This window comes from Streptomyces sp. NPDC006372 (assembly GCF_040612515.1).
GTDB lineage: Bacteria > Actinomycetota > Actinomycetes > Streptomycetales > Streptomycetaceae > Streptomyces.
Map to the genome: position 1 here is coordinate 52,360 of NZ_JBEXQJ010000032.1, position 14,255 is coordinate 66,614.

The following is a 14,255-nucleotide window of genomic DNA, read 5'->3' on the forward strand; positions in this document are numbered from 1 at the left end:
TCACGTCAGAAGAGTGTGCCCTCTTCGGGCCCTTCCAGCTCCTTCAGCAGCTCCGGCCCGTTGTTGCGGACGTTGCTCACGGCGGTGGTGACGGGGTAGGCCCGCATCAGCCCGGCGGGCGGCGGGGCGAGGAGCTCGAGCAGGTCGCCGGTGTCCGTGCGGGACGGGTCCAGCCAGGCGTCCCAGCGGTCGGACGTCAGCATCAGCGGCATCCGGGGGTGGATGTCGGCCAGGGCCCGGGGCCCGTCGGCCGGGGCCACCGCGAGGGGGCTCTCCTCCGCCTCCGTGGTGATGACCGAGCACGTCACCCACCAGGCCCGCGGGTGGTCGTCCGGCAGCGTCCGGTCCCGCCAGAACTCGTACAGCCCGGCCATCGCGAAGACCGACCCGTCCGCGGGCGTGACGAAGTAGGGCTGCTTGCGCGGGCGCTTCTTCTTGCCCTCGACCTCCAGCTCGCGCTCCTGCGTGCCGGTGACCCACTCGTAGTAGCCGTCGGCGGGCAGGATGCAGCGCCGGGAGGTGAAGGCGCGACGGTAGGACGGCTTCTCGTGGACGGTCTCCGCTCGCGCGTTGATCATCCGGGCGCCGCCCTCGGGGGTCTTCGACCAGGACGGTACGAGGCCCCACTTCAGCGTGCGCAGCTGCCGAACCGGCCGCGGGTCGTCCGCGTCTTTCAGGGGGCGGTCCAGGACGGCGTAGACCTCTTTCGTGGGCGCGACGTTGTAGTCCGGCTCGAGGGTCTCCTCGGGCTCCCACTTCTCGATCTCAAAGATTCCTGCGAGATCCTCTGGCCTACGACTCGCTGAGTACCGTCCGCACATACGTGCCACACTGCCAGATTCCATCCGCCCACAGGGAGCCAACGCCGCACATGGACAGCACCGCATCCGCCTCGCTCGCCTCCCTCTGGGACGAGGTCTCCGGTACGCAGCCCGACCCCGACCTCTGGGTGGTGATCGCGGCCCTGGCCGCCGCGCTCGCCGTGGTGGTCCCGCACGGTCTGTGGCGCATCTCCCGCAACGCCATCACCATCGCCCACGAGGGCGGCCACGGGCTCGTGGCCCTGCTCACCGGCCGCACCCTGACCGGCATACGCCTGCACTCGGACACCAGCGGCCTGACCGTCAGCCGCGGCAAGCCGCACGGCATCGGCATGATCCTCACCGCGTCCGCCGGGTACACGGCCCCGCCCCTGCTGGGCCTCGGCGGGGCGGCCCTGCTGGGCGCCGGGCGCATCACGCTCCTGCTGTGGGTGGCGACGGCCCTGCTCCTCGCCATGCTCGTGATGATCCGCAACGCCTACGGCGCCCTCACCATGCTCATCACCGGCGGCCTGTTCGTCCTGGTCTCCTGGCTGGCCGGTCCGCAGGTGCAGGCGGCGTTCGCGTACGCGGTGGTGTGGTTCCTGCTCGTCGGGGGTGTGCGCCCGGCGTTCGAGCTGCAGGCGAAGCGCGCGAGGGGCGGGGCCGGGGACTCGGACGCGGACCAGTTGTCGCGACTGACGCACGTACCGGCGGGGTTGTGGCTCTTCCTGTTCCACGCGGTGTCGCTGTGCTCGCTGATCGGCGGAGGGCGCTGGCTGCTGGGCCTGTGACCAGCCGACCTCAGGGGCGCGGGGCTGTGCCGATATGCGGCTCCGCCGCGTGGGCGCGACCGGCCCCAACGGCGCCGCACTCGAACCACTGCCTGCTTATAAAGTGAAGGCATGGTCCCGAACACCGCAGACACCGCCCTCTGGCCCGCCCCGCACGCGAGCGGAGCCGTCGACGCGACGGTCCACGTGCCCGGGTCCAAGTCGGTCACCAACCGTGCCCTGGTCCTCGCCTCCCTCGCCTCCGAGCCCGGCTGGCTGCGCCGCCCCCTGCGCTCCCGCGACACCCTGCTGATGGCCGGCGCGCTGCGCGCCATGGGCATCGAGATCGAGGAGGGCGTAGGCCCCGACGGCACCGGCGAGGCCTGGCGAGTGCTCCCCACGGGCCTGCGCGGCCCGGCCACGGTCGACGTCGGCAACGCCGGCACGGTGATGCGGTTCCTGCCGCCGGTCGCCGCGCTCGCCGACGGTCCCATCCGCTTCGACGGTGACCCCCGCTCCTACGAGCGTCCCCTGACCGGTGTCATCGACGCGCTGCGTCAGCTCGGCGCCCGGATCGACGACGACGGGCGTGGCGCACTGCCCCTGACCGTGCACGGCAGCGGCGCCCTGGAGGGTGGCCAGGTCGCGATCGACGCGTCCTCCTCCTCGCAGTTCGTGAGCGCCCTGCTGCTGTCCGGCCCGCGCTTCAACCAGGGCGTCGAGGTCCGTCACACGGGCACCACGCTGCCCTCCATGCCGCACATCCGGATGACCGTCGACATGCTGCGCGCGGTCGGCGCCCAGGTGGACACGCCAGAGTCGGGCGGCGAGCCGAACGTCTGGCGGGTCACGCCGGGCGCCCTGCTCGGCCGGGACCTCGTCATCGAGCCGGACCTGTCCAACGCCCAGCCGTTCCTCGCGGCGGCGCTGGTGACCGGCGGCAAGGTCGTCATCCCCGACTGGCCGGTCCGCACCACCCAGCCCGGTGACCGGCTGCGCGAGATCTTCACCGAGATGGGCGGCTCCTGCGAACTGACCGAGTACGGGCTCGTGTTCACCGGCTCCGGCTCGGTCCACGGCATCGACGTCGACCTGAGCGAGGTCGGTGAGCTGACGCCGGGCATCGCGGCGGTCGCGGCCCTCGCGGACTCGCCGTCGACCCTGCGCGGCGTGGCCCACCTGCGGCTGCACGAGACGGACCGGCTGGCCGCGCTCACGAAGGAGATCAACGAACTGGGCGGTGACGTCACGGAGACCGCCGACGGTCTGCACATCCGCCCGCGCCGCCTGCACGGCGGGATCTTCCATACCTACGACGACCACCGCATGGCCACGGCCGGCGCGATCATCGGCCTCGCGGTGGAAGGAGTGCAGATCGAGAACGTGGCCACGACGGCGAAGACCCTGCCCGACTTCCCCGACCTGTGGACCGGGATGCTCGGGGCGTAGGGCGCAGGGATCACGTCATGCGGCGCTACGGCAAGCACACCGACGAGGACGACATCCGCACCCGCCCGGGCCGACGGAACACCCGGCCCCGGACGAACATCCGCCCCAAGCACGAGGACGCCGCCGAGGGGCTCGTGCTCACGGTCGACCGGGGCCGTCTGACCTGCCTCGTCGAGGACCGGGTGGTGATGGCGATGAAGGCCCGCGAGCTGGGCCGCAAAGCGGCGGTGGTCGGCGACCGGGTGGCGCTCGTCGGCGACCTGTCGGGCAAGAAGGACACCCTCGCGAGGATCGTGCGCATCGCGGAGCGGACCTCGCTGCTGCGCCGCACGGCGGACGACGACGATCCGTACGAGCGCGTGGTCGTCGCCAACGCGGACCAACTCGCCGTCGTGACCGCCCTGGCCGATCCGGAGCCCCGCCCGCGACTGATCGACCGCTGTCTCGTGGCGGCCTACGCCGGGGGTCTCGACCCGCTGCTGGTCCTGACCAAGTCGGACCTCGCCCCGCCCGAGAAGCTGCTGGAGCTGTACGGCGACCTCGACATCCCCTACGTCGTCACCAGCCGCGCCGAACTGGACAGCGGTGTCGCCGTCGACCGGGTGCGCGAGCACCTCGACGGCAAGATCACGGCCTTCGTCGGCCACTCCGGTGTCGGCAAGACGACCCTGGTCAACGCACTGGTCCCGGAGGAGCGGCGGCGTACCACGGGGCATGTGAACGCCGTGACGGGCCGTGGCCGGCACACCACCACCTCGGCGCTGGCGCTGCCGTTGTCGGACAGCGACGGCTGGGTGATCGACACACCGGGCGTGCGGTCCTTCGGGCTGAACCACGTGGACCCGTCCCGGGTCATCCACGCCTTCCCCGACCTGGAGCCGGGCACCGAGGGGTGCCCGCGCGCGTGCAGTCACGACGAGCCGGACTGCGCGCTGGACGCGTACGTTGCCGAGGGGCACGCGGACCCGGCGCGACTGTACTCGCTGCGGCGGCTGCTGGCCACGCGGGAGCGCAAGGAAGGCGACTGACCTCCGCGTTGTTTGTCGGGCCGTGTGGACGGCAAGTGCATAATCGCACCAAGCCGGACGCGGACCGACCGGAGGCCGAGGATCCGGCGAACCGGCTCCAGCCGACTGAGCGGTCGCGGAACGTGGGACACGGGAGGAACGACTCATGGCGTGGCTGCTGGTCATCGTGGCCGGGTTCCTGGAGACCGGCTTCGCCGTGTGTCTGAAACTGTCCCACGGCTTCACCCGGCTCTGGCCGACGGTCGCGTTCTGCATCTTCGCCCTCGGCAGTTTCGGACTGCTGACCCTGGCGCTGAAGAGACTCGACGTGGGTCCCGCGTACGCGGTGTGGACGGGTATCGGCGCGGCCGGCACGGCGATCTACGGCATGATCTTCCTGGGCGACCTGGTGTCGGTCCTGAAGATCGTGTCGATCAGCCTCGTCATCATCGGCGTGGTCGGCCTGCAGTTGTCGGGGTCGGCTCACTGACGTCGTGTCAGCCGGCCGGTCTTCGCAGGGCGGTGCCGACCAGTCCGGCGACGCCGCCCTCGCCGGGTGGCGCGGCCACGCAGGACAGGGCGAGCCGGACGGCGAGTTCGCAGGAGCGGGCCAGGTCGGCGGTGTCGGACTGGGGCGTACCTGGTCCGGCCAGGACCGTGACGGCGCGGTCGCGGACGAGGGTGACGAAGTCTCCGGGTGAGGGCAGGGGACCGTCGGCGCGGCGCTGGGCCGGTACGGCGGAGGTGGAGGGGACGGCCGCCAGGGACGGGCTGGGCAGCCGTTCGTTCCAGCAGCCGGTGAGCATGGCGCGGACGAGGAGGTTCTCGCGGGCGGCAGAGGTGGTCCACTCGGCGGCCGCGGTGAGCCTGTCACGAGGGTCGCCGTGTCCGGCGAGGGCGCGGTCGACTCCGGCGAGGTAGCCGTCGGCCTCTCTGCGCACGAGCGCCCGGGCGAGCCCGTCCTTGCTGCCGAACTCGTTGTACAGCGTCTGCCGGGACACTCCCGCCGCCGCGGCCACGTCCACCATGCGCACGGCGGACCAGGGCCGGCGCGCAAGCGCCGTGTAAGCGGCGTCCAGTAGAGATTCCCGCGCTGCAGGCATCATCGCCTCCCCTTGGGGCGAGCGGACTTGCGCCCAGATTTGACGCGCCCGAAACCACTGTCAAGGGTCCGCGAAAGCACGCGGGGGCGCGTTTCGGCCGTACCCCGCTGCGGGCAGTCGTGCCGCTGAGGGCGGCACGGGTGGGCGCAGCGGCACCCCGCTCCGCCGGGCTGCGCAACGCCCCGACCCGAGCACCAACCCCGAGCACCCGATGAACCCCGAGCCCCCACAACGCCCCCACATCCACCCACAATCCCCCGGTAGCCCCACCCCTAGCTCGGCAGATACCGTTCCTTACATGCCCGACTACCTCGACGACCTGCGTCTCGCCCACGTCCTCGCCGACGCCGCCGACGCCGCGACGACGGACCGGTTCAAGGCCCTCGACCTCAAGGTCGAGACCAAACCGGACATGACGCCGGTGACCGAAGCGGACAAGGCCGCGGAAGAACTCATCCGCGGCCAGCTCCAGCGCGCCCGTCCCCGGGACGCGATCCTCGGCGAGGAATACGGCGTCGAGGGCACCGGCCCCCGCCGCTGGGTCATCGACCCCATCGACGGCACCAAGAACTACGTCCGCGGCGTCCCCGTCTGGGCCACCCTCATCGCGCTCATGGAAGCCGGCGAGGGCGGTTTCCAGCCCGTCGTCGGTGTCGTCTCGGCCCCCGCCCTCGGCCGCCGCTGGTGGGCAGCGAAGGGCCACGGCGCCTTCACCGGCCGCAGCCTCACCAAGGCCTCCCGGCTGAAGGTCTCCCAGGTCTCCAAGCTCGCCGACGCCTCCTTCGCGTACTCCTCGCTCAGTGGCTGGGAGGAGCAGGGCCGCCTGGACGGCTTCCTGGATCTCACCCGCGAGGTCTGGCGCACGCGCGCGTACGGCGACTTCTGGCCGTACATGATGGTCGCGGAAGGCTCCGTCGACATGTGCGCCGAGCCGGAGCTGTCCCTGTGGGACATGGCCGCCACGGCGATCATCGTCACGGAGGCCGGCGGCACCTTCACGGGCCTCGATTCCCGCCCGGGCCCGCACAGCGGCAACGCGGCCGCGTCGAACGGCCTGCTGCACGACGAGTTGCTCGGGTATCTCAACCAGCGCTACTGAGCACCCCCCGCTGTTACCGAGCGCCCCCTTGTTGACCCTCCCTTTACCTGCCACCCTGAAAGTCCACCCGCTTGTGAATTTGTGAAACAATGAACAAACGGCGGGGACACTCCCGGGAGGTGGCTCCATCCATGCTCGTCCGTGACGCCATGAGCACCGTCGTCCTCACGATCGGCCCGACCCACACCCTTCGCCAGGCCGCCGCACTGATGTCCGCCCGCAAGGTCGGCGCGGCCATCGTCCACGACCCCGACGCCGGCGGTATCGGCATCCTCACCGAACGCGACATCCTCAACTCCGTGGGCCGGGGCCAGGACCCGGACACGGAGCGCGCCCACGCCCACACCACCACCGACGTCGTGTTCGCCGCACCGGCCTGGACCCTGGAGGAGGCGGCCCGCGCCATGACACACGGCGGTTTCCGCCACCTCATCGTGCTGGACCGCGACGAACCCGCCGGCATCGTCTCGGTCCGCGACATCATCCGCTGCTGGGTACCTGCGAGGCAGCACGTGCCGGCCTGACAGCACGGGACACACAGGACAGCACGAGTACAGGACGGACGGGCCGGACCCCCGAGGGAGCCCGGCCCGTCCGCCACCGCAAGCGGTCCAGCGCTGGAGTTCAGCCGCGCAGGGCCTGGACCGCGGCCTCCAGCCGCTTGCCGTAGTCCTCGTCGGCCCGGCGGAAGTTGGCGATCGCCCGCTCGGCGATGTCGTCCCGCGAGACCTTGGCGATGAAGCCCGCCAGGTTGGCGATCAGCCGCTCCTTCTCGTCCTCGCTCATCAGGCGGTAGAGGTTGCCCGCCTGCACGAAGTCGTCGTCCTCCGCGTGCACCGGAGCCGGGTGGTTGCCCGTGACGCCGTGCACGGCCGTGGCGGACCACAGCGGCCGATCCGTCTGGAACGGGCCGCCGAAGCTGTTCGGCTCGTAGTTCTTCGCGCCCTGGTGGCGGCCGTCGTAGAGGTGGCCGTCACGGGAGTTGGTGCGCGCCACGGTGGCGTGCGGGCGGTTCACGGGCAGGTGGTCGGCGTTGATGCCGACGCGGTAGCGGTGGGCGTCGCCGTACGCGAAGAGGCGGCCCTGGAGCATCTTGTCCGGGGACGGACCGATGCCCGGCACGAAGTGGGCGGGGCTGAAGATCGACTGCTCGACCTCGGCGAAGATGTTCTCCGGGTTGCGGTTGAGCTCCAGCTTGCCGATCTCGATCGGCGGGTAGTCGGCGTGCGGCCAGACCTTGGTCAGGTCGAACGGGTTGAAGCGGTACGTCGCCGCGTCCGCCGCCGGCATGATCTGCACCTGCACGGTCCAGGAGGGGAACTCGCCGCGCTCGATGGACTCGCGCAGATCACGCTGGTGGGAGTCGGGGTCCGCACCGGCGAGCCGGTCGGCCTCGGCCTGGGTGAGGTTCTTGATGCCCTGGTCGGTCTTGAAGTGGTACTTGACCCAGAAGACCTCGCCGGCCTCGTTCTGCCACTGGTACGTGTGCGAGCCGAAGCCGTCCATGTGGCGGTAGGAGGCCGGGATGCCGCGGTCGCCGAACAGCCAGGTCACCTGGTGCGTGGACTCGGGCGACAGGCCCCAGAAGTCCCAGACGTTGTCCGCCTCCGTCGACCCGGTGTACGGGTCGCGCTTCTGGGTGTGGATGAAGTCCGGGAACTTGATGGCGTCCTTGATGAAGAACACCGGGGTGTTGTTGCCGACGAGGTCGTAGTTGCCCTCCTCGGTGTAGAACTTCAGCGCGAAGCCGCGCGGGTCACGGACGGCGTCCGCCGCGCCCAGGTTGCCGGCCACGGTCGAGAAGCGCAGGAACGTCTCCGTCTGCTTGCCGACCTCGGAGAGGAAGGCCGCGCGGGTGTACGGGGTGACGTCTGCGGTCACCGTGAAGGTGCCGTACGCGCCGGCGCCGCGGGCGTGCACGACCCGCTCCGGGATGCGCTCCCGGTTGAAGTGGGCGAGCTTCTCCAGCAGGAGCTGGTCCTGGACGAGTACCGGCCCGCCCGCGCCCGCGGTCTCGCTGTTCTGGTTGTCGGCGACCGGAGCACCGGCCTCCGTGGTGAGCGGTCCCTGCGTCACGTACGCCTCCTGCGCCATTCCTGACCGATCCTGTCCATCGACCAAAGTCGTTCTCGATCCTACAATAGACTTTGTCTAAAGCAAGCGGAGCTCTAACTTCACACCTGTTCGGAACCTGGTCCCTTTTGCTGTTAGGCTGGTGGTCATGAGTGACCTTCTGGAACGGCTGCGCGGACGCGGTTGGCGGATGACCGCGCAGCGACGTGTCGTCGCCGAGGTCCTCGACGGCGAGCACGTCCATCTGACGGCCGACGAGGTCCACGCCCGGGCCGTCGCCAAGCTGCCCGAGATCTCCCGCGCGACCGTCTACAACACGCTCGGTGAGCTCGTGTCGCTCGGCGAGGTGCTCGAGGTCTCCACCGACCAGCGCGCGAAGCGGTACGACCCGAACGCCCACCAGCCGCACCACCACCTGGTCTGCGCCCGGTGCGGCGCGATCCGGGACGTCCACCCGGTCGGCAACCCGATGGCGGACCTCCCCGACTCGGAGCGCTTCGGCTTCACGATCTCGGACGTCGAGATGACGTACCGCGGCGTCTGCCCGAACTGCGCGGCCGCCTGACCTTTCCGCACGACAGCCCCGGCACCCATGGGTGCCGGGGCTTGTGCATGCCCGCACACTTCCCGTATCTGACGGGTCGTCATATGGTCAACGGCACCCACCAGTCCGTTCCGCACTCCGCGAGGAGACCGAAGTGGGAGAGCCGTATCCGAAAGTCACCGCCCATCACCTGACACGCGCCTTCGGCCGGGGCCCCCGTGCGGTCGCCGCCCTCGGCCCCCTCGACCTGACCGTCGCCCCAGGCGAGTTCGTCTGCCTCGTCGGCCCCTCGGGGTGCGGCAAGTCCACCCTGCTGCGCATCGCCGCCGGGCTGCTCCGTCCCAGCGACGGCACGCTGGAGATCCGGACCGCCGGTCCCCGCCCGGCCGCCATGATCTTCCAGGACTACGGCATCTACGACTGGAAGACCGTCCAGGCCAACGTCCGCTTCGGCCTCGACGTGCAGCGCGTCCCACGCCGGGAGGCCGACGCCCGGGCCTCCGAGTGGCTGTCCCGCCTGGGCCTCGCCGACTTCGCGCACGCCTACCCGGCGACCCTCTCGGGCGGCATGCGGCAGCGGGTCGCCATCGCCCGGGCGCTCGCGGTCGAGCCCGAACTGCTGCTGATGGACGAGCCCTTCGCCGCCCTGGACGCGCAGCTCCGCACGATCCTCCAGGACGAGCTGCTGGAGATCACCCAGGCACTGCGCACGACGACCCTGTTCATCACCCACAGCCTGGAGGAGGCGATCGTCCTCGGCGACCGCGTCCTGGTGATGTCCGCCCGCCCGGGCCGGATCATCGCCGAGCACCACCCGCCGTTCCCGCGCCCGCGCACCGGTGACGTCCGCGCCACCCCCGAGTTCTCCGCACTGAAGAGCGAGCTGTGGGATCTGCTGCGGAAGGAGGCGGTGCCCGCATGACCACCGCTCCCGAGACGAGAGGCTCGGTCCTGGTCCGCCGACCGGGCCCGCGCGAACTCCGTCCCGTACGCGCCCATCGCCGCCGCCGCGCCCTCGAACTGTCCCTCGCCGCGGCCGTACCCACCTTCCTTGTGCTGCTGTGGCAGCTGGCGGCCGCCCGGGGCTGGATCGACGACCGCGTCTACCCGGCGCCGTCCACCATCCTCGCGGACGGCTGGGACCGGGCCGCGGCCGGTGATCTGTGGCCGGACGTGTGGGCGACGACCAAGCGCGTCCTGGCCGGTTACGCCGTGGGCACGGCGGCGGGCTACCTGCTGGGCCTGCTGATGGGTTCGCTCTCGCTGGTCCGGGCCGCCCTGGAACCGCTCCTCGACGCGCTGTACGTCGTGCCGAAGCTGGCCCTTCTCCCCGTCTTCCTGAACATGTTCGGCCTGGGCGAGGGCCCGCAGGTGGCCCTGGTGGCGGCCACGGTCTTCTTCTTCGTCTGGATCTCCACGATGTCGGCGGTGATGGCGGTCCCCGACGGCCACCGCGACGCCGGCCGGGTCTTCGGCGCCTCCCCGTGGCAGATGTTCCGCCACGTCACGCTCCCGGCCTCCCTGCCCGCCGTCCTGGTCGGCGCGCGGATCGCGGCGGGCGTGGCGGTCCTGGTGATCGTCGCCTCCGAGCAGATCGCCGCGACCGACGGCCTGGGCCACCTGATCTTCGACTCCCGCGCCCTGTTCCAGAACGACGTCATGTTCGTCGGCATCGTCTGCGTCGCCGTCCTCGGTGTGCTCTTCTCCGAACTGGTCCGGTTCGCGGGACGACTCCTCACGCCGTGGGCACCGCGCGACCGGGGGCGGGGGCAGTCATGAGGCGACGTCTCGCCCTGGTCGTGGGCGCCCTGCTGGTGTCGGCGGCCTGCTCGTCCCCGTCCGCCGGGACCTCGGCGCCGAAGGCGGACGAGCGGACGCGCACGGTCCGCCCGGTCGAAGGCTGCGGCACCGGCTCCTGGACGGACCCCGCCGACCTCGCCCCCGACCGCTCCCCGGCCCGCTGCCGCCCGGGCTCCCCTCCCCCGCGGCGCCTCCCCGAGCCCCGGAAGCTGACCATCGCGACGGGCACCCTCGGCGCCGAGTACGTGGCACCGCTCCGCGTCGCACTCGACAAGGGCGAGTTCGAGAAGGAGGGCCTCGACATCACCCTGAAGGTGCTGCCGACACCCGAGGCGCTCCCGCTGCTGGCCAAGGGCGAGATCGACGCGCTCTGGGCGGCCCCGGAGGCGGCCGTGATGAACGGCGTCCGGGGCGGTTTCACCATCCGCTGGGTCGCGGGGAACTTCTCGCCGGACCCGAAGTCCAGGAGCGGCCTGTGGGTCCGGCTGAAGGACGGCGAGACGGCGACCGCCGTGCGCATGGCCGACCGCAGACTCGGCACGATGATCGGCAAGGGCTCGGTGATCGCCTACCCCATGGAACAGGTCCTGGAGCGGCACGGCGGCGGCCTCGACCGGATCCGCTACCAGCAACTCGGCTCGGCCGACGTCCTCACGGCCCTCCAGAACGGCGGCGTCGACTCCGCATGGCTGCTGGACCCGGTGTGGCGACGGGGCGACGGCCAACCCGGCTACGCCTTCCTGGGCGGCCAGCCGGCCGGCGAACCCCTGGGCGGCATGCTGTACGGCCCGAGCCTGCTGAACGACGACGTGGACGCGGGGGTGGCCCTGCTGCGGGCGTACATCCGCACGGTGAACACGTACTTCGCGGGCGACTACAAGCGGAAGGAGAGTTATGTCACCTACCTGGCGGGACTCCTGAAGACAGACGCGGCGATCCTCCGCTCCACCCCGTCCCTCCGCATGGACTGGGAGATCCGCACGGGCACGACGGACCGCCTCCAGGCGGCCTACCGCGCCCAGGGGGTGGCGGAAGGCGAATCGCTCCCGGAGTCGCAGACGGTGACCCGCTCCCTCTACGAGGAGGCGGTCGGCCACCGCCGCTGAACGCACCGAGGGCCGGAACCCTTCCGGATTCCGGCCCTCGGCCTTCAGTAGCGGGGACAGGATTTGAACCTGCGACCTCTGGGTTATGAGCCCAGCGAGCTACCGAGCTGCTCCACCCCGCGTCGGTGAATGCAACGTTACGTGAGCGGAGAGGGCAGATGCAAATCGCTTAGTGCGCCGCGGGCGCGCGGCCGACCCAGCTGCGGGCAGTCGTGCCGCTGGGGCGATGGGGGTCCCCCCTGCTCGAGCGAAGCCGAGAGCTTGGGGGAGGGTGGGCGCAGCGGCACCCCGCTCCGCCGGGATGCGCAACGCCCCGCCCTCAGCACCAACGCCGAGCACCAGGTCACAAGCCCTGCTCAAGCAGACAGCTCCTGCCGCAACGCATCCCGCAACCGCTCCGCCCGCTCGGTCACCGACACCGGCCCCAGCGACACAGCCCGATCAGCCCACCGCTGCCCCTCCGCCAGCTCCCCCCGACGCGCGTAGACCAGGGCCAGCCGCAACGCCGCCCGCCCATGCCCCGCATCGGCCGCCCGCGTCCACCACACGGCGGCCTCGGGCTCACTCCCCTCCCGGGCCAGCAGCAGCCCGAGATTGAACGCGCCGTTGCGGGACCCGGCCTCGGCCGCCTCCCGGTACCACCGAGCCGCCTCGACGACGTCTCCCCGGGCCGCCGCGAGCATGCCCACCCGCACCTGCGCCCGACGGTGCCCCTGCGTGGCGGCCCGCTCGTACCACTCCTCGCACTCGCTCCGCCGGTGCACCGGCTCCCCGAGCTCGTGCGCCGGCTCCGGCGGTCGCCGTGCGTCGAGCACGGTCGCCAGCCGGTACGCGGCCTCCGCGCTCCCGCCCCCGGCCGCGCACCGCAGGTGCCGCTCGGCCTCCTGCTCGTCGCCGTCCCGCAGTCGCGCCATGCCGACCTGGAGGGCCGCCTCGGTGTGCCCGGCCGCGGCGGCCTGCTCGTACCAGCGCAGCGCGGCCCGCTCCTCGCCCCGGCCGGCGTGGAGGATGCCCAGGTTGAAGGCGGCGTCCACGCTGCCGGCCTCCGCCGCCTTGGAGAACCACGGCTCGGCGCCCGACTCGTCCCCGCCCCGCAGCAGCAGGATCGCCAGCGCGTTCGCGGCCTCCCGGTGTCCGGCGTAGGCCGCGTGCCGGTACCACTGCTCGGCCTGCTGGGTGCGCCCCTGCTCGGCGCAGAGCAGCCCCAGGTTGTACGCGCCGTTCACGTCGCCCGCGTCCATCGCGGCCCGGTACCAGCGCTCGGCGGTCTGGGTCTCGCCCCGCTCGGCGTGCAAGGCGCCCAGGGCGTTCGCCGCGTTGCCGTCGCCGTCCTGGGCGGCCCGCAGCCACCACACGGCGGCGTTCTCGGTGTCGCCCGCGTCACGCAGCAGGAACCCGAGGGCGCAGGCGGCCCGCGCCTCGCCGTCCTTGGCGGACGTCAGGTACCAGCGCCCGGCCTCCTTGAGCTCGCCGCGCTTCTCCAGGATCGCCCCGAGGTGCAGCGCCGCCCGCCGGTGGCCGCGCGCCGCGGCCTGCCGGTACCACTGCTCGGCCTCCGCCGGCGCCGGGACACTGTTGTCACCACCGGCCTCCCGTGTCGCGTTCCGGTCCAGCGCCCGCGCCAGCCGGTACGCCGCCTCCCTGTGTCCGCGTTCGGCCGCGACCCGCAGCCACTGCTCGGCCGCGGTGTCGCCGCGGTGTTCCAGCAGGTCGGCGAGGGCGTAAGCGCCCAGGGTGTGGCCCTGTTCGGCGGACTGGCGCAGCCAGTACTCGGCGGCGGGTTCGTCGCCGCGCTCGCGGTGGTGCCGGCCGAGGGCGTGCGCGGCCGCCGCGGATCCGGCGACGGCGGCGATCCGCCACCAGCCTGCGGCCTCGTCGGCGTAGCCGCGCTGGTGGAGGAGGACGCCGAGGTTGTTGGCCGCGGCGCGGTCGCCCGCCGCGGTGGCGGCACGCAGATGGGATTCGGCACCGTCGAGATCACCACGGCGCAGCAGCATGGCCCCGAGGACACTCATCGCCTCGACGTCGCCGGCCTCCGCGGCGAGCCGCTGACGCAGCTCTTCGGCCGCCTCGTCGGCGATTTCCCCGGTCTCGTCCGGGGTGTCGGTGTCCTCCCGGCTGGAAGGCTGCACAAAACGCCCTGTCTCGAACAGAGTTGCCTTGTCCCCCATAACGTCCATCGTCGCACCACCTGCAGCCGGGGTACACCTGGTATACCGCAGCCATTGAGGTCACTACAGCGTTTTGTCGACATGCCCACAGAGAGACAAGTCAAACACAGATTGCACAACTCCCCCCGGCGGCACGGCCACAGCACACGCCAGCACATGCGTTCACACATCACGAAGGCCCGGATTCCTCTGTGGAATCCGGGCCTTCGGTGTCGCGCTGTCACTCGGACAACGTGACTTCAGTAGCGGGGACAGGATTTGAACCTGCGACCTCTGGGTTATGAGCCCAGCGAGCTACCGAGCTGCTCCACCCCGCGCCGTTGTGTTCAC

14 protein-coding genes and 2 tRNA genes are annotated in these 14,255 nt (G+C 71.6%); 10 read left to right on the top strand and 6 right to left on the bottom strand.

Translation table 11 applies throughout. From position 1 onward, the window contains the following. Nucleotides 1–5 precede the first annotated feature (5 nt). Nucleotides 6–821: an SOS response-associated peptidase gene (locus ABZ016_RS33670; protein ID WP_356920488.1), complete on the bottom strand. Its 816-nt coding sequence runs from the start codon at nucleotides 819–821 to the stop codon at nucleotides 6–8. 50 nt (nucleotides 822–871) lie between these two features. Between ABZ016_RS33670 and ABZ016_RS33675 the strand changes: the two genes are divergently transcribed. From ABZ016_RS33675 to ABZ016_RS33690, 4 genes are all read left to right on the top strand, one after another. Next, the gene (locus ABZ016_RS33675; RefSeq protein ID WP_356920489.1) at nucleotides 872–1,594 is read left to right on the top strand and encodes a M50 family metallopeptidase; all 723 of its coding nucleotides are present in this window, start codon (nucleotides 872–874) and stop codon (nucleotides 1,592–1,594) included. Between the two features lie 111 nt (nucleotides 1,595–1,705). Further along, nucleotides 1,706–3,022 carry a 3-phosphoshikimate 1-carboxyvinyltransferase gene (aroA, locus tag ABZ016_RS33680; RefSeq protein ID WP_356920490.1) on the top strand — a complete coding sequence of 439 codons (1,317 nt, stop codon included), beginning with the start codon at nucleotides 1,706–1,708 and terminating at the stop codon, nucleotides 3,020–3,022. Nucleotides 3,023–3,039: 17 nt separating this feature from the next. Then, nucleotides 3,040–4,050, top strand: coding sequence for a ribosome small subunit-dependent GTPase A (gene rsgA, locus ABZ016_RS33685; RefSeq protein WP_356920491.1), 1,011 nt, complete (start codon nucleotides 3,040–3,042; stop codon nucleotides 4,048–4,050). A 145-nt stretch (nucleotides 4,051–4,195) separates the two neighbouring features. Beyond that, nucleotides 4,196–4,519, top strand: a complete 324-nt coding sequence (locus tag ABZ016_RS33690) for a multidrug efflux SMR transporter (protein ID WP_356920492.1) — start codon at nucleotides 4,196–4,198, stop codon at nucleotides 4,517–4,519. Nucleotides 4,520–4,526: 7 nt separating this feature from the next. Here ABZ016_RS33690 and ABZ016_RS33695 read toward each other — a convergent pair whose 3' ends face one another. Further along, a complete protein-coding gene (locus ABZ016_RS33695) occupies nucleotides 4,527–5,135 on the bottom strand; it encodes a TetR/AcrR family transcriptional regulator (protein ID WP_356920493.1) in 609 nt (202 codons plus the stop codon). Nucleotides 5,136–5,430: 295 nt separating this feature from the next. Between ABZ016_RS33695 and hisN the strand changes: the two genes are divergently transcribed. Together hisN and ABZ016_RS33705 are read left to right on the top strand one after the other, a co-directional pair. Next, nucleotides 5,431–6,231, top strand: coding sequence for a histidinol-phosphatase (gene hisN, locus ABZ016_RS33700; protein ID WP_356920494.1), 801 nt, complete (start codon nucleotides 5,431–5,433; stop codon nucleotides 6,229–6,231). A gap of 131 nt (nucleotides 6,232–6,362) precedes the next feature. After that, nucleotides 6,363–6,755, top strand: coding sequence for a CBS domain-containing protein (locus tag ABZ016_RS33705; RefSeq protein WP_356920495.1), 393 nt, complete (start codon nucleotides 6,363–6,365; stop codon nucleotides 6,753–6,755). A gap of 100 nt (nucleotides 6,756–6,855) precedes the next feature. Here ABZ016_RS33705 and ABZ016_RS33710 read toward each other — a convergent pair whose 3' ends face one another. Beyond that, nucleotides 6,856–8,325: a catalase gene (locus ABZ016_RS33710; RefSeq protein WP_356920496.1), complete on the bottom strand. Its 1,470-nt coding sequence runs from the start codon at nucleotides 8,323–8,325 to the stop codon at nucleotides 6,856–6,858. Between the two features lie 127 nt (nucleotides 8,326–8,452). Here ABZ016_RS33710 and ABZ016_RS33715 point away from each other — a divergent pair, with 127 nt between their 5' ends. From ABZ016_RS33715 to ABZ016_RS33730, 4 genes are all read left to right on the top strand, one after another. Continuing rightward, nucleotides 8,453–8,869 carry a Fur family transcriptional regulator gene (locus tag ABZ016_RS33715; RefSeq protein WP_356920497.1) on the top strand — a complete coding sequence of 139 codons (417 nt, stop codon included), beginning with the start codon at nucleotides 8,453–8,455 and terminating at the stop codon, nucleotides 8,867–8,869. 133 nt (nucleotides 8,870–9,002) lie between these two features. Then, a complete protein-coding gene (locus tag ABZ016_RS33720; RefSeq protein ID WP_356920498.1) occupies nucleotides 9,003–9,770 on the top strand; it encodes an ABC transporter ATP-binding protein in 768 nt (255 codons plus the stop codon). Beyond that, nucleotides 9,767–10,627, top strand: a complete 861-nt coding sequence (locus tag ABZ016_RS33725) for an ABC transporter permease (RefSeq protein ID WP_356920499.1) — start codon at nucleotides 9,767–9,769, stop codon at nucleotides 10,625–10,627. Before ABZ016_RS33720 ends, ABZ016_RS33725 begins: the two co-directional genes overlap by 4 nt. Next, entirely contained in the window at nucleotides 10,624–11,754 is a 1,131-nt protein-coding gene (locus ABZ016_RS33730; protein WP_356920500.1) for an ABC transporter substrate-binding protein, read from the top strand. Before ABZ016_RS33725 ends, ABZ016_RS33730 begins: the two co-directional genes overlap by 4 nt. A 48-nt stretch (nucleotides 11,755–11,802) precedes the next feature. Here ABZ016_RS33730 and ABZ016_RS33735 read toward each other — a convergent pair. The 3 genes from ABZ016_RS33735 to ABZ016_RS33745 all read right to left on the bottom strand — a co-directional run bounded on the left by ABZ016_RS33735 (nucleotide 11,803) and on the right by ABZ016_RS33745 (nucleotide 14,242). Next, nucleotides 11,803–11,876 (bottom strand) — tRNA-Met (locus ABZ016_RS33735). A 234-nt stretch (nucleotides 11,877–12,110) separates the two neighbouring features. Beyond that, complete coding sequence (locus tag ABZ016_RS33740) at nucleotides 12,111–13,934, bottom strand: sel1 repeat family protein (RefSeq protein WP_356920501.1); 1,824 nt, start codon at nucleotides 13,932–13,934, stop codon at nucleotides 12,111–12,113. Nucleotides 13,935–14,168: 234 nt separating this feature from the next. Further along, nucleotides 14,169–14,242 (bottom strand) — tRNA-Met (locus ABZ016_RS33745). Nucleotides 14,243–14,255 lie beyond the last annotated feature (13 nt).